General features: G+C 66.0%; 13 protein-coding genes. 3 read left to right on the top strand and 10 right to left on the bottom strand.

Annotated features, from left to right (window positions below; translation table 11 throughout):
* Window positions 1–8 precede the first annotated feature (8 nt).
* The 10 genes from AC07NN_RS11895 to AC07NN_RS11850 all read right to left on the bottom strand — a co-directional run bounded on the left by AC07NN_RS11895 (window position 9) and on the right by AC07NN_RS11850 (window position 17,358).
* Window positions 9–1,601 carry a TolC family outer membrane protein gene (locus AC07NN_RS11895; RefSeq protein WP_494640923.1) on the bottom strand — a complete coding sequence of 531 codons (1,593 nt, stop codon included), beginning with the start codon at window positions 1,599–1,601 and terminating at the stop codon, window positions 9–11.
* A 57-nt stretch (window positions 1,602–1,658) separates the two neighbouring features.
* A complete protein-coding gene (locus AC07NN_RS11890; RefSeq protein WP_494640921.1) occupies window positions 1,659–2,696 on the bottom strand; it encodes a glycosyltransferase family 4 protein in 1,038 nt (345 codons plus the stop codon).
* Window positions 2,693–3,730, bottom strand: a complete 1,038-nt coding sequence (locus tag AC07NN_RS11885; protein WP_494640919.1) for a glycosyltransferase family 4 protein — start codon at window positions 3,728–3,730, stop codon at window positions 2,693–2,695. Before AC07NN_RS11885 ends, AC07NN_RS11890 begins: the two co-directional genes overlap by 4 nt.
* Before the next feature lie 3 nt (window positions 3,731–3,733).
* Window positions 3,734–4,849, bottom strand: a complete 1,116-nt coding sequence (locus AC07NN_RS11880; protein WP_494640917.1) for a DegT/DnrJ/EryC1/StrS family aminotransferase — start codon at window positions 4,847–4,849, stop codon at window positions 3,734–3,736.
* Complete coding sequence (locus AC07NN_RS11875) at window positions 4,846–5,478, bottom strand: acetyltransferase (RefSeq protein ID WP_494640915.1); 633 nt, start codon at window positions 5,476–5,478, stop codon at window positions 4,846–4,848. The genes AC07NN_RS11880 and AC07NN_RS11875 overlap by 4 nt, the downstream gene beginning before the upstream one ends.
* Window positions 5,478–6,455 carry a GDP-mannose 4,6-dehydratase gene (gene gmd, locus AC07NN_RS11870; RefSeq protein WP_494640913.1) on the bottom strand — a complete coding sequence of 326 codons (978 nt, stop codon included), beginning with the start codon at window positions 6,453–6,455 and terminating at the stop codon, window positions 5,478–5,480. Before gmd ends, AC07NN_RS11875 begins: the two co-directional genes overlap by 1 nt.
* Window positions 6,456–6,591: 136 nt before the next feature.
* Window positions 6,592–7,902, bottom strand: coding sequence for an HlyD family type I secretion periplasmic adaptor subunit (locus AC07NN_RS11865; RefSeq protein ID WP_494640911.1), 1,311 nt, complete (start codon window positions 7,900–7,902; stop codon window positions 6,592–6,594).
* Between the two features lie 55 nt (window positions 7,903–7,957).
* Window positions 7,958–9,682, bottom strand: coding sequence for a type I secretion system permease/ATPase (locus AC07NN_RS11860; RefSeq protein WP_494640909.1), 1,725 nt, complete (start codon window positions 9,680–9,682; stop codon window positions 7,958–7,960).
* 346 nt (window positions 9,683–10,028) lie between these two features.
* Window positions 10,029–11,261 (bottom strand): glycosyltransferase family 4 protein, encoded by a 1,233-nt coding sequence (locus AC07NN_RS11855; RefSeq protein ID WP_494640907.1) that lies wholly within the window; start codon window positions 11,259–11,261, stop codon window positions 10,029–10,031.
* Window positions 11,262–11,514: 253 nt separating this feature from the next.
* Window positions 11,515–17,358 carry a beta strand repeat-containing protein gene (locus tag AC07NN_RS11850; protein WP_494640905.1) on the bottom strand — a complete coding sequence of 1,948 codons (5,844 nt, stop codon included), beginning with the start codon at window positions 17,356–17,358 and terminating at the stop codon, window positions 11,515–11,517.
* Window positions 17,359–17,622: 264 nt separating this feature from the next.
* Between AC07NN_RS11850 and AC07NN_RS11845 the strand changes: the two genes are divergently transcribed.
* The 3 genes from AC07NN_RS11845 to AC07NN_RS11835 all read left to right on the top strand — a co-directional run bounded on the left by AC07NN_RS11845 (window position 17,623) and on the right by AC07NN_RS11835 (window position 21,130).
* Complete coding sequence (locus AC07NN_RS11845) at window positions 17,623–17,922, top strand: helix-turn-helix domain-containing protein (protein ID WP_494641907.1); 300 nt, start codon at window positions 17,623–17,625, stop codon at window positions 17,920–17,922.
* Between the two features lie 268 nt (window positions 17,923–18,190).
* Window positions 18,191–19,609 carry a hypothetical protein gene (locus AC07NN_RS11840; RefSeq protein ID WP_494640903.1) on the top strand — a complete coding sequence of 473 codons (1,419 nt, stop codon included), beginning with the start codon at window positions 18,191–18,193 and terminating at the stop codon, window positions 19,607–19,609.
* Between the two features lie 258 nt (window positions 19,610–19,867).
* Entirely contained in the window at window positions 19,868–21,130 is a 1,263-nt protein-coding gene (locus AC07NN_RS11835) for an FkbM family methyltransferase (protein WP_494640901.1), read from the top strand.
* Window positions 21,131–21,133 lie beyond the last annotated feature (3 nt).

Here is a 21,133-nt window from a genome sequence, read left to right as displayed (position 1 = left end):
TCTGGGGCCTAGCCCTTCGGCGCCGTCGCCACCGGGCCGTCGTTCGGCGTCGGCAGGTCGCTGATCGCGGGCGGCGGCACGACCTTGTCAGCCGACGGCGGCGCGGCGGGCAGCGGGGTGGACGGCGGACGGATCGGCGTGGTGTCCCCAGCCTTGGGCTTGCTCGGCTTCAGCGGCGGCACGAGCGGCGCGGCGATGTGGTCCAGGGTCATGACGACCAGGTCCGTCGGCAGCATGCCCTTGTAGCGGATCTTCTTGAAGTGCCGCTCGGGATCGTAGGGCTCGACGCCTGGCGCTAGGTTGCCGACCTCGAGCGTGCCGACCTGCGCCAGCAGTTGAACGCGACCGACGAACTCGTTGGCCCGGCCACGGACGAAGTTGATCTGGGCGTTCTGCAGTTCGGCCTGGGCGTTCAGCACCTCGATCGTGCTGCGCAGGGCGAAGCGTTCTTCCTCGCGGACGCCGATGAAGGCGATCTTGTCGGCCTCCATTTCAGCCTCGATGCTGACCAGCGACGAACGCGCGGCGGTCAGTTGGTCCCAGTCCTGCGAGACGTTGAGCACCATGTTGCGGCGCGCATCCTCGATCAGCAGCTTGTCGCGATTGTTCTCTTCGACCGACTGGCGAACGGCGGCGGCCAGCTGGCCCCCGCTGAACAGCGGCTGGGTCAGCGCCACGCTGGCCGTCAGGCTGTTCTCCCGATACGGGATCTTGTCGACGTAGGAGATGCTGGGGCCGTTGCGGTAGTCCGCACGCGCCGAGACCGAGAACAGGCGCTGGGCCTTCGCCTCGGAGACGCCCAGGCGCGAGGCCTTCTCGGTGTAGAACGCCTGCAGCAGGGTCGGGTTGGCCTCTTCGGCGAGGTTGAACGCCTCGTCGAGCGACTGGGGCAGGTCGTCGATATCGGGTTCCGGATCCAGCGTCTGGGGCAGGTGACCGACCAGCGAGGCGTAGAACGCCACCGAGACGTTGAGCTGCGCCTGGGCCTGCGCGACCTGGGTGGTCGCGCCGGCCAGACGGGCCTTGGCCTGCTGGACATCGGTCAAGGTGACCTGGCGAACGCTGTACTTGTCTTCGGTGTCCTGCTGTTGCTTGCGCAGCCAGGCTTCGCCGCCCTGGGCGATGCGCAGCACCTCGCGGTCGCGACGAACCGAGACATAGGCGTTGGTCACGCGGACCAGCAGGTCCATCTCCAGCCGGCGCAGGCTTTCGCGCGAGGCCCGGATCTGGGCCTCGACGCCGCCCAGGCGAGAGGCGTAGCGGCCGTTGCTGTAGATGATCTGGCTGAGCGACAGCTGGTTGGTCTGGCTGGCCGCTTCCGTCCCGCTGCGCACCCGGTGCGACTTGTTCCAGCCGTACCCTTCCGAGATCGAGGCGCTGGCCTGCGGGCCGTAGGCGGCGCGGGCCTGAGCGTAGTTCTCGTCCAGGGCGCGCATGGCCGCGCGCTGGGCCTGGATGTTCGGGTTGGTCTGATAGGCGGCGGTGATCGCGTCGGCCAAGGTCTCGGCGTGCGCGAGTTCGGCGTGACCGGCCACGGCCATGGCAAGCGCCAGGGCGACAACGGACGTCCGAGCGGACAGGACTTTCGACAGCACTCGCATATTCCTAGACTTTGGCGGAACTCGCCGTTGCGACGGCTTCAACCCAATGTTTGTGGCTTAATCAAGAAGACGGCGAACCGTCTCTTCCCATGTGACATTCTTGTCGCGCCAGAGTTTACGCGCGGCGCCACCTAGGGTTAACGCTCGTGTCTTATCAGACGTTAAACGATTGAGCGCCTCCGCCAAGCTTTCCGGGGTCGGCTCGGCGATCGCGCCCGTCTCTTCGCTGACGATTTCCAGCAGGCCGCCAGAGTCGGTGACGGTCAACATCGGCTTGCCCGAGGCGAAGGCCTCCATGGTCACATAGCCCACGCTGTCCTCGTCGAAGGGCAGATAGGCGCAGGCCAGGGCGTCGTTGGCCCAGCGTGCGATGTTGGCGCGCGGATGGAAGCCGAACCGCAGGTCGACGCGATCCTTCAAGCCCAGGTCCTCGACCAGCTTGGTCAGGCGATCGGCATAGGCCTGGTTCTCCGGCGGACCAGCGATGACCAGGCGCGGGCCCTTCGGCAGCAGCGCCAGGGCCTCGATCAGCAGGTGCTGGCGCTTGCCCGCCGCCACCCGGCCGCCGGCGAAGACGTAGTCGCCGTACTCGCCGCCGATGAACAGCTCGCCGTCGTTCAGCGGCGGGTACAGGACCTCGCTGGCGACGCCGTTGAACTTCATCAGCCGGTTCTGGGTGACCGGCGAGTTGCAGAAGATCTTGCGGCACTGGGCGAAGCAGGCGTTGTCGGCCTCGCGGATCGCGGTCTTCACCGCCCTGCCCGTCTCGTCGAAATCGAGGTGGCTCTGGCCAGCCTCGGACAAGTCATAGGCCTGGCGGAACTGGTGCAGCAGCCACAGCACCTTGTGCTGGTGCGGGATCAGATAGGCCGGGAACTTCAGGCCGATCACGCGATCGACGTTGTAGAGCCGCATGCCCTTGGAGATCAGCATCTCCTCGATCAGGCGCTCGGCGGGCTCCCACGTGAAAGGAACGCGGACTAGCTCCGACTGAACACCAGGAGTGCTGTTCAGGCGGCGAACCAGGTGGTCGGCCAGTTCCTCGGCCCCGCCACGCTGGAACGGGGCGGCGTTGTTGACGACGAGCACCTTCATGCGGTCAGCCGATCCACGACGGTGCTCCAGTCGATCTTCATCTCGGCGAGGCGGTTCAGGGACGCGGTCCCCATCTTGGCCACGGCTTTCTTGTCGGCGTGCAGGCGGTCGAACTGCTCGGCCAGGGCCTTGGCGTCGGGTTCGCTGATCAGACCGTTGCGGCCATGCTCGACCAGCTCCAGCACCCCGCCGCTATCGGTCGTGGTGATGATCGGCTTGCGAGCGTGCGCGCCTTCCAGGGACGGATAGCCATAGCTGTCCTCGTCCTTGGGCAGGTAGGCGATGGCCAGCGCTTCCTTCAGCATCTGCGCCTTCTCGTCCTCGGTGATCCAGCGATCCTCGAGGATGACGCGATCCTGGATGCCCAGCTCGCGAACGCGCTGAAGCAGCTGGCGACCATATTCCGGACTGGAGGCGGTGCCGGCCAGACGCAGCTTCACGCCGGTCTTCACATGCGCCATGGCCTCGATCATCAGGGCCTGGCGCTTGTGCGGCTCCAGGCGCGAGATGGCGACGATCTCGTCGCCATAGCCGGTGTGGGTGAAGCGCTCCGGCTGGTAGATCGGCGGATACAGCGGCGTGGCGTCCAGGCCGTTGAACGTCTTCAGGCGGTCGGCGACCACCTGCGAGTTGGTGAACACCGCCCGGCTCTCGGCGATCGAGCGCGTGTCGAGGGCCCGCAGGTTGTCGCGGATCGCGCGGTGTTGCGGATCGTCCGGCATGCCGCGATAGGGCGTGTCCCACAGGTCGTAGAAAGTGCGGATGTGGTGGATGAACCACAGCACCTTGTTCGGGTGATCCACCACATAGGCCGGCGGCCGGAAGCAGATGACCCGGTCGCACCACTGCGTCAGGTCCATCATGCGCCAGGCGGCGATCTGGTGCAGGATCTCGGTCGGCTCATCGACGAACGGCAGGTAGAACCGCTCGACCTCGTGGCCGGCCTCGAGCAGCTTTTCCTCGAGCCACTCGACGATGAAGCGCGCCCCGCCGTTGATGAACGGCACGATCGAGGACAGCAGGACGATGCGCATGGCCTAGACCAGAACCTTGTCGAGCGCCGCGACGACGCGATCGATGTCGGCTTCGGAGAGGCCGGCATGGGTCGGCAGGTTCAGGCCATCCGCGCCGCAGGCCTCGGCGTTGGTCAGGTCGCCGGTCGCCAGGTGGGCGTAGGGCGGCATGGCGTGCATCGGGTGGAACACCGGACGGCTCTCGATGCCCAGGGCTTCCAGGTCCTTGATCACCTGGTCGCGCGAGGTCGAAAGGCCTTCGCCCAGACGCACGGTGTACATCCAGAACACGTGGCGGCCAGTCTCTTCGACGTACGGCTTGATCACCCGGTTGCCCAGGCGCGCCAGCTTCTCTTCGTACCAGGCCACGACCCGCTCGCGGGCGGCCAGGTGCGTGTCGACACGCTCCAGCTGCGCCAGGCCGATGGCGGCCTGGATGTTGGTCATGCGGTAGTTGAAGCCGACGACCGGGAACCAGTAGCGGCGGTTCGGATCCATGCCCTGGCTGCGATACAACCGCATGGTCTTGGCCAGCTCGTCGTCGTTCGTGGTGATCATCCCGCCTTCGCCGGTGGTGATGATCTTGTTGCCGAAGAAGCTGAAGGTCGCGCAGTCGCCCAGCGAGCCGGACATCTTGCCCTTGTAGGTCGCGCCCACGGCCTCGGCCGCGTCCTCGATAACCATCAGGTTGTGCTTCTTGGCGATCTCCAGGATCGGATCCATGTCGGCCACCTGGCCGTACAGGTGGACCGGCATGATCGCCTTGGTGCGCGGCGTGATCTTGGCCTCGATCGCCGCCGGATCGACGTTGAAGGTGCGCGGGTCGTTGTCGACCAGCACGACCGTGCCGCCGCAATAGGTCACCGCGTTGCACGAGGCGATGTAGGTCAGGCTGGGGATGATGACTTCATCGCCCGGGCCGATACCCATGGCCACCAGGGCCAGATGCAGGGCCGTCGTGCCGTTGTTGCAGGTGATGGCGTGCTTGACGCCGCAATAGTCGGCGAAGGCCTTCTCGAAGTCCGTGATGAAGCGGCCAGCCGACGAGATCCAGGTCGAGTCCAGGCACTCGAGCACGTAGTCGCGCTCGTTGCCGTCCAGGCTGGGCTGGGCGACGGAAATCCGCGGCAGGCTGCTCAAGAACGCTCTCCTTTGATCTTCACGGGTACGCCGACCGCCAGGACGCCGTCCGGCAGGTCGCGCACCACGACGCCGCCGGCGCCGACAGTGGTGTCCGCCCCGATCGTCACGCCGGGAATAGCCCGCGCGCCGACGCCGAGAAAGGCCCGCTCACCGACGGTCACGCCGCCGGCCAGGGCCGAGGCGGGCCCCAGATGGCAGGCCGCGCCCAGGCGGCAGTCATGATCCACGACCGCGCCCGTATTGATGATGGCCAGATCGCCGACCTGGCTGTCGGCGTTGATCGCCACGCCCGCCATGATCGCCACGCCCTGCCCGACCTTCGCCGAGGGCGAGACGATCGCGGAAGGATGGATGGCGTTGACCAGGGTAAAGCCCAGGCCCTGGGCCCTGCGACCCAGCTTCTCGCGCAGCCGGTTGTCGCCGATGGCGACGAACAGTTCGGAAAGCCCCTGCTCTTTCAGGCCCGGCAGCGCCAGGTCGTCGCCGACGACCGGGACGCCCAGGACCTCGCGCGGGGTCGGGTCGGCGTCGACGACCGCCGCCACCGCCTTGCCGGAGGCCCGCAGGCTTTCGATGACCACCTTGGCGTGGCCGCCGCCGCCGATGATGACGACGCCGGCCCTCATCAGTTCCTGGACCGGCGGGCGAGGTCGGCTTCGACCATCTCGGCGATCAGGTCCTGCATGGTGATCTTGGGCTCCCAGCCCAGCTTTTCCTTGGCCTTGGTCGGATCGCCCAGCAGCAGATCGACTTCGGCGGGACGCAGGAACTTCGGATTGATCGTGATGTGGTCCTGATAGTTCAGGCCGACCGTGGCGAAGGCCACTTCGCACATCTCGCGGACCGTCCAGGTCTTGCCGGTGGCGACCACGTAGTCGTCCGGCGTTTCCTGCTGCAGCATCAGCCACATGGCCTCGACATAGTCCTTGGCGTGGCCCCAGTCGCGCTTGGCGTCCAGGTTGCCCAGATCTACGGTCTTCTGCTGACCCAGCTTGATGGCGGCCACGGCGTCGGTGACCTTGCGGGTCACGAACTCGATGCCGCGCAGCGGGCTCTCGTGGTTGAACAGGATGCCCGCCGAGGCGTGCATGCCGAAGCTCTCGCGATAGTTCACCGTCATCCAGTGGGCGTACATCTTGGCCACGGCGTACGGCGAGCGCGGATAGAACGGGGTCTTCTCGGACTGAACCGGGTGCTGCACCAGGCCGTACATCTCGGACGACGAGGCCTGGTAGAAGCGGGCTTGCGGGCACTCCAGGCGCACCGCTTCCAGCATGTTGGTCGTGCCCAGGCCCGTGACCTGACCGGTCAGGTGCGGCTGGTCCCACGAGGCGCCCACGAAGCTCTGGGCCGCCAGGTTGTAGACTTCGTCGGGCTGCAGGCGGCGCATCAGACGCGCCAGGCCGCCGGCGTCCAGCAGATCGCCCAGTTCCATCTGGACGTCGTCATAGACGCCGATCCAGCGCAGGCGGTCGCCGATGACGTCGGCCGAGGCCGAACGACGCAGCATGCCGTGGACGTTGTAGCCCTTTTCCAGCAGCAGCTTGGCGAGATACGCGCCATCCTGACCGGTGACCCCGGTGATCAAAGCCGTCTTCGCCACGCTCTCATCGACTCCAGTAAGAAAGAAGGGTTCTGACTACACTATTGGAGGCGATTGGAAAGCGGCGCCGGCGACTTTTCGTCGTCGATCACCGCTTTCCGAAAAGCGAGCGAAATCAGGTTCTTGAAATCCGCGACTACTCCTCGCGCATGGTAGTGCGCATGGTGTCGCGCAGCGGCGAGAGCAGGTACTGCAGGACGGTGCGCTCACCGGTCTTGACGATGACCTGGGCCGGCATGCCGGCGGTCACCTTGGCGCGCATTTCCTTCGGCAGCTGCTTCAGATCGACGTTTACGATGGCCAGGAAGTAGACGACCTTGCCTTCCGGATCGCTCAGGCGGTCGCGCGACACCGACACGATCTTGCCGTTCAGGATCGGGATTTCCCGCGAGTGGAAGGCCGGCAGGCGCACTTCGGTGATCATGCCGGGGCGGATGTTGTCCACGTCGGTCGGCTGGAAGTGAGCCTGGATGATGAAAGCCTCATCGTCCGGCGCGACTTCGACCATCGGCTCAGCCGGACGGACGACAGCGCCCTCCGTGAAGAAGCGCTGGTTCTGCACCGTGCCGCTGACCGGCGACAGGACGTTGATCCGGCGCTTGGCGTCCGAGGCCACGGCTTCCTTCTCGGTCACCTCGGCCAGCTTCACCCGGGTCTCGGCGACCTGCTGGCTGACTTCCTCGAAGAACTGCTGCTTGACCTGACGGATCTTCAGCTGGGTTTCGCTCAGGCCTTGCGTGGCCTTGGCGCGGTCGGCGGCGAGGCGGCCGATGCTGCCCGACAGCGAGGCCTGTTCACGTTCCAGCGCCAGCAGGCGCGGACGCGGCACCAGGCCCTTGTCATAGATCTTGCGGACGTCGCCCAGCTCGTCCTCGATGAAGCCCAGTTGGCTCTTCAGGCTCTCGGTCTGGCGATCGATGCCCTGGATTTCGCTCTGGTACTGATCGCGCTGCGCATTGAACAGGTCGACCTGGCCGGCGATCGTCTGGCGACGCTCGATGAACTGGGATTCCTCGTCGGCCAGGGCGCGGGCCACGACCGGATCGGAACGCTGGCCGGTCAGGTCGGCGGGGAAGCTGATGACCGCGCGCTGGTCGCGCTCGGCGACCAGGCGGGCTTCCATCGCCTTCAGCGTCACATACTGGCTGCGCGTGATGCCGGCGGCGGCGTCGACCTGGGTCGGATCCAGTTCGAACAGGACCTGGCCAGCCTTCACCTTCTGGCCTTCGTGGACCAGGATCTTGCTGAGGATGCCGCCTTCGAGGTGCTGAACCACCTTGCGGTTCCCCTCGGCCGAGACGACGCCCTGGGCGTTCACGGAGCTGTCGAGCGGCGCGAAAGCCGCCCACCCCAGGCACCCCACGAAGGTGAAGGCGATGATCGCATAGCCGATACGGGCCACGCGGTTGTAGTTGTCCGTCGGACGTTGAATCTTCGGCGGCTGCATATTTTCTAGCCTAAGAGGCGCGCCACAGGGGCGGCCGTTGAACTCTATCAGCGGATCAGTTGGCGCTCTTGATGGGCGTCGGCGGCGGAGGCGGCGGAGCCGCGCCCGTCAGCTTGGCCAGCATCGGATCGCGCTCGCCGAAGTCGGAGATGACGCCCCCGTTGATGACCATGATGTAGTCCGCCTGAGCCAGCAGGTTCAGCTTGTGCGTGGTGTAGATGACCGTGCGCTTGGCGGCCTTGAGGCCCTTGAAGGCCTCGACCAGGGCCTGTTCGCCGGTCTGGTCCAGGCTGGCGTTCGGCTCGTCCAGCACCAGCAGCGCCGGCAGCTTGAACACGGCGCGCGCCAGGGCGATCCGTTGACGCTGACCGCCCGACAGCGAGGCGCCGCCTTCGCCGATCGGCGTGTCGTAGCCCTGCGGCAGGCCTTGGACCATCTCGTGCACGCCGGCCAGCTTGGCCGCTTCGATGATGTCCTGGGACTCGAACTCGGTGAAGCGGGCGATGTTCTGCGCCACCGTGCCGGTGAACAGCTCGATGTCCTGCGGCAGATAGCCGATGTGACGACCCAGCTTTTCCGGATCCCACTGCTTGATGTCGTAGCCGTCCAGGCGAACCACGCCGGCCACGCAGGGCCACACGCCGACCAGACCGCGCATCAGCGAGGACTTGCCCGCCGCGCTGGGACCGACGATGGCCAGCGAGGTGCCGACGTCGACGCGGAAGCTGACCTGACGGATCGTCGGGGCCTGAGCGCCCGGAGGCGTGATCGAGGCGGCTTCGCACGACAGCACGCCGCGCGGTTCGGGCAGCGGCATCGGCTCGACCTGGGCGGCCTGCTCGCGCAGCATGGTCTGCAGACGGTCCCAGGCGCCGCGCGCATTGAGCAGGCCCTTCCACTGACCGACCGCGCCTTCGATCGGCGCCAGGGCGCGACCGACGAGGATCGAGCCGGCGATCATCGAACCGGGGGTGATCTTGCCCTGGATGGCGAGATAAGCGCCGCCGCCCAGGATCAGGGTCTGGACGACCTGGCGGAAGAACTTGATGCCGGACATCACGGCGCCGCCGGAGTCGCTGGCGGCGGCCTGCCAGGCCACCTGCTCATCCCGACGGACGCGCCAACGGGCTTGCAGGCCGCCCCACATGCCCATGGCCTTCATGACCTCGGCATTGCGCAGCGTCGAGCTGGCGTCGTTCTGGGCGGCGATCGAGGCCATGGTGGCCATGCCCAGCGGATCCTTCGTCGCGCGGTCGTTCATGACCGCGAGGACGAAGATGACGATGCAGCTGATGATCGCCAGGATCCCGAAATACGGGTGGAGGATCCAGGAGACGATGATGAAGACGGGCGTCCAGGGCGCGTCGGTGAAGGCGATCAGCCCCGACGTCATGAACTCGCGGACCGAATCCATGTCGCGGAACGCCTGACCGCCGGCGCCGCGCCGGGTCAGGGTCGAGTCGAGCACCGACTTGAAGATCGGGTCCCGCGCCTTGGCGTCGAACTTCAGGCCGCCGCGCACCAGCACCTGGGTGCGAAGCGCTTCCAGGAAGCCGTAGACGACGAACAGGAACACGCAGATCAGCGTCAGCATGACCAGGGTCATGACGTTCCGGCTCGACAGCACGCGGTCATAGACCTGCAGCATGTAGAGCGGGCTGACCAGCGCCAGAATGTTGATAAAGAAGCTGAAGACCATGGCGGTCATGACCGCCGGCTTCGCAACACCTACGGCCTGATCCAGAATGGTAGGCTTGGCGTTAGAGCGATTGAATAGCATTTCGAGCCTTAACGACTACACGTGACGCGCGTATCTGTCACCCCGACGGACATTCGCGACGCCCCGGCCGCGCGACGGAGGCAGCGGTGGCCTGCTAAATCACTTTCCGTGTTCGAATGCAAGGCCACCAATACTCCGCCTTATTCCCGACACCGCAAAGTAACCTCTCAGTTGTGACAGCTTTGCCTCTAGGGGAAAAGTGTATCAAAACCTGAAATAACAAGGCCAAAATGGGGCGGAATTCACGAGCCTCGGATTTCCTTTTCAGGGCGCCAAGACAAATTGCCCTTTGCGCCCGGTATTCCGCGCCCTCGATGTCACCCCTAGTCGGTGGTTCGAGGCGGCTCTAGTTGGCCAGCGACTCAACCCATTGCAACTGGCGGGGCAGGCACACGGTCTCCAGATCGTAGTGTTCCTGGGCGAACCGTCGCGCGGCCGCGCCAAGGCGCTCGCGAGCTTCGGAATCGGCAAGAAGGCCACACACCTCGTCCGTCAGCTGACCGACATTGAAGAAGTCCGTCAGGCGGCCGGTCTGGTCGTGGACGATGGCTTCCCGCACCGGCTGGGTGTCGCTGGCGACGATGGCGCAGCCCGCGCTCATGGCCTCCAGCAGGCTCCAGCTGAGCACGAAGGGATAGGTCAGGTAGACGTGGACCCGCGACAGCTGCAGCAGCGGGATGAAGTGCTGGTAGGCCACGTTGCCCAGGAAGTGGACGCGCGCCCAGTCCGCATCCGGGATCGCGGGGCGAACCTCGGCGGCGAAGATGTCCTTCCAGGTCTTCCCGGCCGGGGCCTTGGCTCCGTAGCTGACGCCATCGCCGCCGACCAGCAGGACCCGCGCGTTGGGCCGGCGCTTCAGGATCTCGGGCAGGGCCCGCATGAAGATGTGGTAGCCGCGATAGGGCTCAAGGTTGCGGTTGACGAAGGTGATGACCTCGTCGTCCCGCGTCAGGGTCAGGTCGCCATTCAGGGTCAGATTGGCCGACGGCTTCGGGGCCACGGCCGCGGTGTCGATGCCGTCGTGGATGACGCTGATCCGCTCCCGGAACGGCTCCGGGAAGGTGCTGGCCTGCCACTCGGTCGGGCTGATCGCCGCGTCGGCGACCTGGAAGTGCATGAGCGAATTCAGGTTCTTCAGGCGGATCCGACAGGCGTCGCCGGGATCAGCGTTGAGGAACTCCGGATCGAAACCGACGTCCTGGCCGGTCGGCGCATAGAAGAACTCGCCATAGATCCCCAGGCGCGCCTCGGGCCACACCTCCTTGAGGAACAGGCTCTCGCCCCAGCCCGGGTGGGCCACGATCACGTCGGGCGAGTAGCCCTCGGCCTTCAGCGCCAAGGCGGCGCGGAAACAGGCCTCGCCACGGACCGCCTTGGTTTCGAAGTCGCCGACCCACGGGTGCACGCCCGGCGTCGTCCCCCGGGTCAGGGCATAGGTGCGCAAGGCCACGCCCTGCCATTCGCGGGTCTCGAACTTGCGCGGGGTCAGGGCCATGACCGCATGACCGCCCGCCGCCAGCGCCGGCGCCAGGAACTTGAACTGGCCGGGGAAGTTCTGGTGGACGAACAGGATGTTCATGGAGACGCACACCTTTGGCTGCCGCCATGAAAAAGCCCCCGCTGGCGAAGCCGCAGGGGCGATAGGCGTTACGGCTATCGATGATGGAACTTAGCCATCCTGGCGCGGCCTGCAAAGGCGGCGCACCGACCTCGCGAAATGCCGCCCATAAAGAAACCCCATCTCCCCGAGGAGAGATGGGGTTCCAGATATCCGTAAGACGGAGATCAAGGTCGGAGGAGAAGGTGTGCCGTCTCCCCCTTGCTTGTTCGTCTTAGAGGACTTGGACCGTGGTGGCGCCCGTCACGAGGACGTTCGTCACGCCGACCAGAGCGATCGACTCGGTGGCCGCACCGTTCCACCAGGTCAGGACGCCGCCAGCGATGTGGTACTCACCGTTGGCGTCAACGTCACCAACGTTGGTCACTTGCGTGGCCAGCGAACCACCGCCGACGTTACCGGCGCTCAGGTCGACCTTGTCGCCCGTGGTCAGGCCTTGGATGGCCACACCACCGTCATACGACGTTTCCAGGGTGAAGGTTTCGATCGTAGCAGCGGCAGCCGTCACGTTGTGGTTGCCCGAGCCGTTCAGCGCGATGCTGGTCAGACCCGAGGTGCCCAGGTTGACGGTGTAAGCATCGGTGCCAGCCGAAGCGCCCAGGACGATGGCGTTGTTACCGCCGTAGTTCGTCAGGGTGCCCAGAGCGCCCGCGGCGTCACCCGACACGACCACGGTGTTGGTCGAGTTGAGGACAACCGTACCAGCCACGAAGTTCGTGAACTGTTGGGCGTTAACCGTCAGCGTACCGCCGGTGACCGTGGCCTGCTCGACCGAGTTCTGGACATAGGCCAGATTCGGGTCAGCGTTGGTCAGGGCCGTGGCGAAGTTGGCGCTGCTGTCCGAAGCTTCCACCAGACCAACGGCGCGAGCCTCGGTCAGGTTGGCGCCGGTCAGGCTGCCAGCCAGGCCAGCGATCGTGTCCTGAGTGTTGAAGGTCACGGCGGTGGCGAAGCCAGCGATGGTGTTGGCCTGAGCGCCAGTGGCCAGCGTGTTGGCCGTCACCGAAGTGGCTTCGTCCAGGTTGGCGTTGGTCGCGGCGGCGATAGCAGCAGCCGAATCCGTGATCGAGAACACAACCGCGTGGGTCAGGTTGTCGAGGGCGGTGCCCTGAGCAACCGTAGCCGTCGTGGTCGCCGTCACGGTGCCAGCCTCATCGAGGTCAGCGTTCGTGGCGGTGGCCAGGGTCGCAGCGGTGTCGGACACGTTGAAGCTCACGGCCTTGGCGTAACCATCGATGGTGATGGCTTGGGCCAGGGTCGCCGCGTTGCTGGCGGTCACCGTGCCGGCCGTGGCCAGGATGGTGTTGCCGGCAGCAGCCAGGTTAGCGGCCGTGTCGTTGATGTTGTACGTGTTCGTACCGGTGTTCGTCGCGGCGTCGATCGTCGTCGCTTGAGCAACCGTGGCAGCCGTGGAGGCGGTCAGGTTGACAGCTTCGTTCAGGCCAGCGCCAGCGGCGGCGGCCAGGTTAGCGGCCGTGTCGTTGACGTTGTAGACGACGGCCGTGGCGAAGCCAGCGATGGTGGTCGCTTGAGCAGCCGTAGCGTCGTTGTTGGCCGTCACGGTGACAGCTTCGTCGATGACGGCGTTACCGCCGGCAGCGATGTTCGCAGCCGTATCCGAGACCGAGTAGATCACGGTCGTCGCCAGAGCGTCGATCGCGGTCGATTGAGCCACCGTGGCGTTGTTGCTCGCCGTGACCGTGCCGCCGTTCAGTTCATCGATCTGAGCGTCGGTGGCCGTGGCCAGAACCGCAGCCGTATCCACCACGCTGTACGTCACGTTGGTGGCGAAGCCGTCGATGGTGACCGACTGAGCGAGCGTCGCGTTCGTGCTGGCGCTGACACCCAGGGTAGCCAGGGCCAGCGGAGCGTTGCCGGCCGCAGCCAGGTTCGCAGCGGTGTCTTGGATGGCGTAGGTGTTGGCGCCCGAGTTGGTGAAGGCCTCGATCGAACCCGCTTGAGCGACGGTAGCCGCCGTGGTCGCGTTGATCGTGGTGGCGGCGTTCGCGACGCCGGCCGGAGCCGCCGCCAGGTTCGCAGCCGTATCACCCAGACCGTAGGTGTTCGTACCGGTGTTGGTCGCGGCGTCGATCGTCGTGGCTTGAGCAACGGTCGCGGCCGTGGTGGCCGTGATGTTGGTCGCGCCATTCAGGGTCGCGGCCGGAGCGGCGGCCAGGGCGGCAGCCGTATCAACCAGGTGATAGCCCGTCGTCACGCCGGCCGCGCCAGCGACCGTGAGGCTCGGGGTGGTCAGCGAGCTCAGGACAGCGCCCAGAACCACGTCGCCAGCCGTGATCGAAGTCACGCCCGTCAGCTTGATCTGGATATCGTTGGCGTTGAGCGTGCCGTCGTTGTTGGTGTCGATCCACAGCGTGTTGGTGCTGCTGTCGAACACGTATTCAGCGTCGGTGCCGCCGGCCAGCGTGCCGCCCTGGGCCGAACCGAAGTTCGAGAAGTTACCGCCGAACTTCAGCGCGGTCGCGCCGTTCAGGAGCAGGCTCGTGTCGATGACGACCGTGTCAACGCCGGTGGCGAAGTCGGTGATCGTGTCGACGGTCGTGGCGGCCGATTGCAGCAGGGCCGAGTACGTGAACTTGTCGGCGCCAGCGCCGCCAGCCAGGACGTCAGCACCAGCGCCACCGAACAGGACGTCGGCGCCGCCGCCGCCGCTGATGGTGTCAGCACCCGCACCGCCGTAGACGGTGTCAGCGCCAGCGCCGCCAGTGACAACCAGTTTCTTCGTAGCCGTGACGATGTCCGAACCGTCGAGGGTCAGGGTCGCGCCAGCGTTGGTCAGCGCGGCGGCCGAAACCGTCAGCGTGCCGTTAGCGGCGATCACAGCGTCGTTGTTGATGTCGACGATAGCATCGTCACCAGCAGCAGCGCCGACCGTGATGTTCACGGTCTCGATCGCACGAACGCCCGTCAGGTTCGCCGTACCAGCGCCGGCCTTCAGGTTCAGCACGTCGTTGGCCGAGGTGCCACCGATCAGCGAGTCGTTCAGGTCAACGTTGGCGACAGCGGCGTTGATCGTCACGGCGCCCGGAGCGGTCGTGGCATTCACGGTGTCGTTGCCGGCTGCCAGGTTGATCGTCAGACCGTTGGTGAAGCCTTCACCCAGGTTCACGGTGTTGGTGCCGCCAGCCAGGTTGACCGTGGTGAACGACTTCGCGTTAGCGATGGCGTTCATGGTCACGGACGAGGTGGCGCCAACCGTCAGTTGCTCGACGCCGGCCCAGTTGTTGAAGGCCGAGTCGTTGATCGTAGCGCTGCCGGTCACAACCAGCTTGTCGTTGCCCGCACCGCCCGTGATCGAGTCGGCCGAGGTCAGTTCGCCCGACGTGAAGTTGAAGGTGTCGTCGCCGTCACCACCGTCGATGCTGACCACGCCCACGCCGACGGTGATGGTGTCGTCACCAGCGCCCGACGAGATGGTGTCATTGCCATTGCCCGAGTTGATGACGTCGTTGCCGGCGCCCGTCGTGATGCTGTCAGCGCCAGCAGCCGTGTTGATGGTCCAGCCACCCGAACCAGCCGTGATGACCGACTTGGTGTTGGCGCCGCCAGTGACGGTGATGTTGCCGCGCAGAACGTCCGGGGTATCGGTCGTGGCGTTACCAGCGGTGATGGTGTGGGTCACGCTAGCGGCCGCGGCCGAAGCGATCGTCACGGTGTCGTCGCCGTTGCCGGTGACAACGGTGTAAGCGCCGTGGTTGTTGCCGTCGCCGAGCCAGATCGTGTCGTTGCCCGAGCCGGTCGTGACCGAAACGTTCTGGGCCGTAGCGGCCGAGACGTCGTCCGAGTCGTCCAGCGCGATCTTGACGCCACCGGTGTTGGTGCCGGCGTTCACGGTCGTGATGGCGCCCGTGCTGATCCAGCTGTTGTCCCAATCAACCTTGCCGTTGCCGGTGATGTTGATCGTGGTCAGGTCGCCAGCCGTCAGCGTGCCGAGCGTCACTTCGTTCACGGCGACAGCGGTGCTGCTGTCGGTGACCGAGAGGTTCAGCGTTTCGACGTCGCCGATGGTGACCGCGCCGATGAAGGAGTCAGCGGTGTCGACGGTGACGGCGATCGACAGCGAGTCAGCGGCCGTGTCCGTGTTGTGCGTGACGGTCAGGGAGTCAGCGCCACCGAAGCCACCGGTGGCGGCCTTGTGGTTGAGCTTGATCGTCGAAGCGTCAGCCACCTTGTTCAGGGTCACGTTACCAGCGGTACCGTCCTGGAAGTCGTAGGTGGTGATGCCCGCAGCCAGAGCGCCGGTGCCAGTCGCGTTCGACGTGGCGTTGTAGGCGCCGGCGTTAAGCGTGCCGTTGGTGGCAGCGGTGAAGGCCAGGGTCTCGACGCTAGTCGTGTTGGCGAAGGCCTTGGCGCCGTTGACGGTGCCGATACCCGTAGCCGAAACGGTGTCCGAACCAGCGCCGCCCGCGACGGTGTCGTCACCGGTGTAGAAGCCGCCCAGCAGGATCGTGTCGTCACCAGCGCCGGCCGAGACGTTGGCCTTGCCCGAGTGGTTCGAGACGTCCAGCGTGTCGTTGCCCGTGCCGCTCGTGACGGCCAGGGTGTTGAGCGCGCCGAAGTCGCCCGACTTCACCGACAGGTTGCCCGTGAACGCACCAGCGTCGACGGTGCCGACGGTGTTGTTCAGAGCGTTGGTGATCGTCAGGTTCTTGTCACCGGTGACCGAGACAGTCGTGGCGTCGGTGTTCAGGCCGGTGACGGTCGAAGCCGCGCCGGTCGACGAGATGGCGACGCTTTCGATGCCGGTGTTGCCAACGCCAGCCAGGTTGTCGGTGTTCGTGCCGATCGTGATCACGCCAACGGCGTTGCCGTTCAGAGCGATCTTCTGGACATCAGCCGCACCAGCGACGGCGGCCGCCTTGTAGGCGATCGTCAGAGCGGCGTTGTTCAGAGCGTTGGCGACTTGCAGCTCAACGATCTGACCAACGTTCTTCACGATCAGGCCCGAGTTCGACGAGCTCGAACGAACGGTGGTCAGAGCGACGTCGACGTTTTCCAGACCCAGGGTCGTGCCGTTGCCGTTTTGAGCCTGGACTTCCAGAACCTCAACGCCAGCGACCGTGAAGCCTTGGACGTTGGCGGCGAAGCCAGCGTTGCCACCGGTCGGGTTGACGTCGGTCACGACGCGCAGGACGTCAGTGCCGCCACCGCCCGAGATGTTGTCCGAAGCTTGCAGCGTGGTCGTTTGACCCCACTGACCGATGAAGGTGTCGTTGCCGTTCGTGCCGGCCAGGATGTCGGTGGCCGAAACGGTCAGATCGACGATCTTGCCCGCCGTCGGATCCGAGCCCGAACCGTAGCTGGTGAAGATGTTGATGCCCGCGGCGTTGTTGGCCGTCAGGACGCCGTCGGCGACCAGGTCGAGCAGCAGGTTGTTCGTGGCCGTGGCGTACGAACCCAGGTACGAAGCGCCGTTCAGCGAGTAGCTGGTGGCGGCGTACATGATTTCGCCGGCGATGGCGGCGCGAACGGCCAGCTCGACGTCAGCGCCGGTCAGGCCCGGGACGTTCGCCTTCACGAAAGCGTTGTAATAGGCCAGCGAAGCGGTGCTGGTCAGGAACGCGATGGCGTTGTCGATGTTGATACCGGCGGCCGAAGCGGCCGCGTTGCCGATGATCGTGTTGTACATCGCGCGAGCGGCGTCAGCCGTCGAAGCGAAGGCCGACGCGCCGTAAGCGGCCGAGAAGGCGGCCTTGGCGGTCGCGTTCGAGGTAGCCAGCGAGATCGACTGAGCGATGAAGCGGTTTTCACCGTTCATGTTCGCTTGGATGCCCGAGCCGGTGTAGGCGGCGTTCAGAGCGGCCAGGCCGGCTTGGCTCGGCGCGAAGCCGAGGAAGAATTGGTAGGTCTCGATGCTGACCGCGGTGGTGTTGTCAGAGCCGAGATTGATCACGGCCTGCAGGGCCGCGCTATCGGTCAGGGCGCCGGTCGCATTTTGGTTCGCGATGCCCTGCAGGCCGGCGAGCTGCGCTGCAGTCGGGCCCGTACCAGCGTTGGCGTTCGTGAAGAACGTCTGAAGCTGGGTGATTGTGTAAGCCATCTGGCTTGTCTCCCAAAGATAATCCCACACCCCCCCGCGACTTATCAGCACGCATGAGGGCAGTGAGGGCTATAGAGCAAACGACATACGTCGACAATACCTGAAATGCGGGCCGTACAGCATTTTTCATACCGGTACAGCAAATTCCTATGTCGCGTTCCTTGAACCCCCCTTCGGATGGCTGTATATAGAATGCGTGAATTCATCCTGGGCGGGGCGCGACAACGCGTCCTCGTGCATGGCGTGAAGCGCGAGGTAATTGAAATGTATGGCAATCCTCAACGTCGCAGCGCTCCGGAGGTCCAGGACCTTCGGCGAGAAGGCGGTCGCTGGCTGAAGGAAGTGCGCGAGGCCGCTGGCCTCTCGCAGCGTCAGCTCGCGGCCAAGGTCGGCGCCGACTACTATACCTTTATCTCGCAGCTGGAGACGGGGCGCGGTCGCATCCCGCCGGATCGCTATCGCGACTGGGCCCAGGCCCTGATGCTCAACGAGCGGACGTTCGTCCGTGAGCTGATGCGGTTCTACGATCCGATCACCTACGAAATCCTGTTCAGCGAGAACTAATTCGTTTAACCTTGCACCGCCGGTTGGGAACCGGTCGTGTTAACAGGCGTGGGGAAGCGTCCGCCGGATGGTCGCACAGGTCATTTCGTTCTTTCAGCGTCAGCAACGCCCGAGCGCGTTCTATGCGGATTGGACGCAACAGGAACTCGCAGAGTTCTACCGTGTAGAGAGCGCCCTCATCCGCGCTGGGATTCGCGTCGGCACCGATCGGGGCCTGAGCGACGAGAACGAACCCTGGTTCATCTTCTATCGCGCCGACGACGGTGAAGTGGTTATCCACTTCGCGCGCATCGACGGCGAATACATCATTGCCGGCCCGGCCTATGAAGAGATCGCGCGCGGTCTCGATTTCTCGGCCCTGGTCCGCAACATGGTGGCCCGCCACCCGCTGATCCGTCGCCAGGAGCGCGGCGCCAACGTCTCGATCCACCCGGCCGCCCTGCTGATCGCCGTGGTCGGCACCGCCTTCTTCAAGACGGGCGAAGCGCGCGCGGCCGAGACCGGCGCGACGAACGCCAGTTCAGGTCACAACCGCCCCGCCCTGCTGCAGAGCAGCTCCGGTCCGGCCGTCTTGACCGCGACGGGGGCTCCCCTGTCGAACGCCCTGTACGACACCGCCCAACTGCCCGCCAACCAGGCGGTGCTGGTGCTGGCGGCCGCTCTGCTGGCCTCGGACTACCGCGCGGCTCCGATGGCTCACGAAGCCACGGCCACCATCGCCGCGGCCGCGGCGAGCCTGGACTTCACCGGCGCGACCGCCGTGGTCGGTTCTAGCGAAACCAACTTCGTGGCGACGCCCAGCCGCGCTCAGGTGGTCGACAACACCCCCGCGAGTACGGTCTCGTCGGTGCTGTCGCTGATGGCCCTGCTGTCGACCATGCCGGCCGCGCACGAACTGTCCGTCAGCGGCGGTGGCGGAAACGGCGGCGGCAATGGCGGCGGCAATGGCGGCGCGAGCACCGGCTTCGAAATCCTGACGCCGCGCGCGTCGGACCCGACGGCCGGCCAGTGGTCGATCGAAGTCCGCATGGACTGGAGCCACGCCCTCAACATCGAGGCGGTGCAACTGGTGCGCGCCGCGGTCGGCGACGGCCCGCCGCAGCAGATCGCGGTCATCGAGGTCGAGAAGCTTCCGGTCGCCCTGGCGGACATCATCGCGCGCGGCACGCACTATGATGTCGCTCCGCCGGCGACCGAGGTCCCCGATGCGCCCACGGTGGTCGCCCCGCCGCCCCCGGCGACGGGCGGCGCGACGACCGACCCAGGCAACCACGACACCGGCTCCGGTGTGACGGACGGCGGCACGACGGATGGCGGCCTGGCGGGCGGCGGCTCTTCGGGTGGCGCGAACGGCGGCCTGGCGGATGGCGGCTCGACGGGCGGTTCGTCCGGCAGCCCGGTCATTCCCGACCCGACGCCCACCCAGCCGACCATCCCCACGCCGACCCCGCCTCGGTTCGCGTCCCAGGATCTGGTCAAGCAGTTCGTCGATTACTTCATCGCGCACACCCATGACGTCGAGATCATGGCCACGGGCCTGCAGGTCGTCATCTACGACGCGCGCGTCCTGAGTGACCCTGGTGCGATCGACCATCTGACCAGCATCACCTTCACCTTCTTCGACGGTAGCTCGGTCAATCTCGTGGGGGATCATTCTTCCTTCCTCCATGGCGGTATTCTGGTCTAGACGAGGCGTGCGTCGCGCTCGCGCGCTTCGCACGTTCCAAGATCAGCGGAACGCGGCGCCCGCGCCCGTCCAGGAAGTACCGACGTGAGACCTGCGCGCCTGGATCTGGCGATCCAATCCGTCATGAAGGACACGCCCTCCCCAGCGCCCGCGCACGAGGCCCCACCTCCGCACGCCGCCCAGGCGCCCAGCCCTGCCCCCGCCTCCGGCCCTGCCCCACGTCGCCGGTTCAACTTGGCGCGTCGCCTGGTTTCCTCCGTGTTCGGCCGTGTCGCCGACTATGCCCGCCGCTACCTGCAAGCCTCCGTCGAGCACGAGCTTCGGAACACCCAGACCGGCATCAACGCCCTCTCCGACGAACTTCGCGTCATGCGCGGCGAGGTCGTCCGCACCCAGAACCTGCTGCAGGCCATCCTGGCCGAGCAAAGCACCCTGGCCCGCGCGCTTTCGGCGCAGATTTCGCAGGCCGACGCCCGTACGGCGAGCCTGCGCGCGCAAGTCGATCTGCTCCAGGCCCAACAGGACCGGATCGAGACCCATCAAGGCCTGATCGAGACCCACCAGGGCCATATCCAATCTCACATCCTGGACGGCATCGAGCTTGGCCGGACGACCTTCGCCCTCGGTCAGCGCACCTTCGACCAGAGCCAGCGCACCTTCGACCAGGTCGAGGCCATCCCAGGCCTGTTCGGTCCGCGCTTCGACGAGCTGGAGATCAAGGCTCGCCCGCTGATCGCCTACGACACGGAGTCGACGGCGATCCGCATGCGCGACGGCTATGTCATGGCGCCGAGCAACCTGCCGACCTTCGTGACCATGCTGGCCAACGCCACCAGCAAGGGCCTGGAGCCCGGCACCGGCGACGTGCTGCGCCGCCTGGTGCAGCCCGGCATGATCGTCGCCGATGTCGGCGCCAATATCGGCATGCTGACCTTGCTTATGGCTTGGGCCACTGGCCCAAGCGGCAAGGTCATTTCCTTCGAGCCCGAGGCCACGCCGCGCTCGAACCTGGAAAAGATGAAATATCTCAATGGCCTGTCGTGGGTCGAGGTCCGTGACCAGGCCGTCGGCGCCGAAGCCGGCCAGCTGACCTTCCACGTCAGCGACATCATCGGCCACAGCTCGCTCTACGCCCTGCCCGAGGCCGAGGAGGCCCGCACGGTCCAGGTCGAGGTGGTTCGCCTCGACGACGTCGCGCCGGGCAAGCGCATGGACGTGGTCAAGATCGACGTCGAGGGCGCTGAGCTGGACGTCCTGGCCGGCATGTCGGGCGTGATCGCCAAGAACAAGGACCTGGCCATCGTCGCCGAGTTCGGTCCGGAACACCTGAAGCGCGTTGGCCAGACCCCCGCCCAATGGTTCAAGGCCTTCGCCGACGCCGGCTTCAAGGCCTACATGATCGACGAGGCGACCGGCGCGGCCGCCACGACCAACGCCAAGACGGCCGCCGAGGTCGTTTCGGCCAATATCGCCTTCGTGCGCGCCGGCGGCGACGCCGAAAAGCGCCTGCTGCAGCGCTAGGAC

This window comes from Caulobacter sp. GW821-FHT09H08 (assembly GCF_059415885.1).
The sequence above is the reverse complement of the archived record's forward strand: the minus strand, read 5'-3'. Positions and strand labels throughout refer to the sequence as shown.

Excerpts from the sequence above, each read along its gene's own strand:
- AC07NN_RS11895 (WP_494640923.1), bottom strand. The coding sequence starts at position 1,601 with ATGCGAGTGCTGTCGAAAGTCCTGTCCGCTCGGACGTCCGTTGTCGCC.
- AC07NN_RS11890 (WP_494640921.1), bottom strand. The coding sequence starts at position 2,696 with ATGAAGGTGCTCGTCGTCAACAACGCCGCCCCGTTCCAGCGTGGCGGG.
- AC07NN_RS11885 (WP_494640919.1), bottom strand. The coding sequence starts at position 3,730 with ATGCGCATCGTCCTGCTGTCCTCGATCGTGCCGTTCATCAACGGCGGG.
- AC07NN_RS11875 (WP_494640915.1), bottom strand. The coding sequence starts at position 5,478 with ATGAGGGCCGGCGTCGTCATCATCGGCGGCGGCGGCCACGCCAAGGTG.
- AC07NN_RS11865 (WP_494640911.1), bottom strand. The coding sequence starts at position 7,902 with ATGCAGCCGCCGAAGATTCAACGTCCGACGGACAACTACAACCGCGTG.
- AC07NN_RS11860 (WP_494640909.1), bottom strand. The coding sequence starts at position 9,682 with ATGCTATTCAATCGCTCTAACGCCAAGCCTACCATTCTGGATCAGGCC.
- AC07NN_RS11855 (WP_494640907.1), bottom strand. The coding sequence starts at position 11,261 with ATGAACATCCTGTTCGTCCACCAGAACTTCCCCGGCCAGTTCAAGTTC.
- AC07NN_RS11850 (WP_494640905.1), bottom strand. The coding sequence starts at position 17,358 with ATGGCTTACACAATCACCCAGCTTCAGACGTTCTTCACGAACGCCAAC.
- AC07NN_RS11845 (WP_494641907.1), top strand. The coding sequence starts at position 17,623 with ATGTATGGCAATCCTCAACGTCGCAGCGCTCCGGAGGTCCAGGACCTT.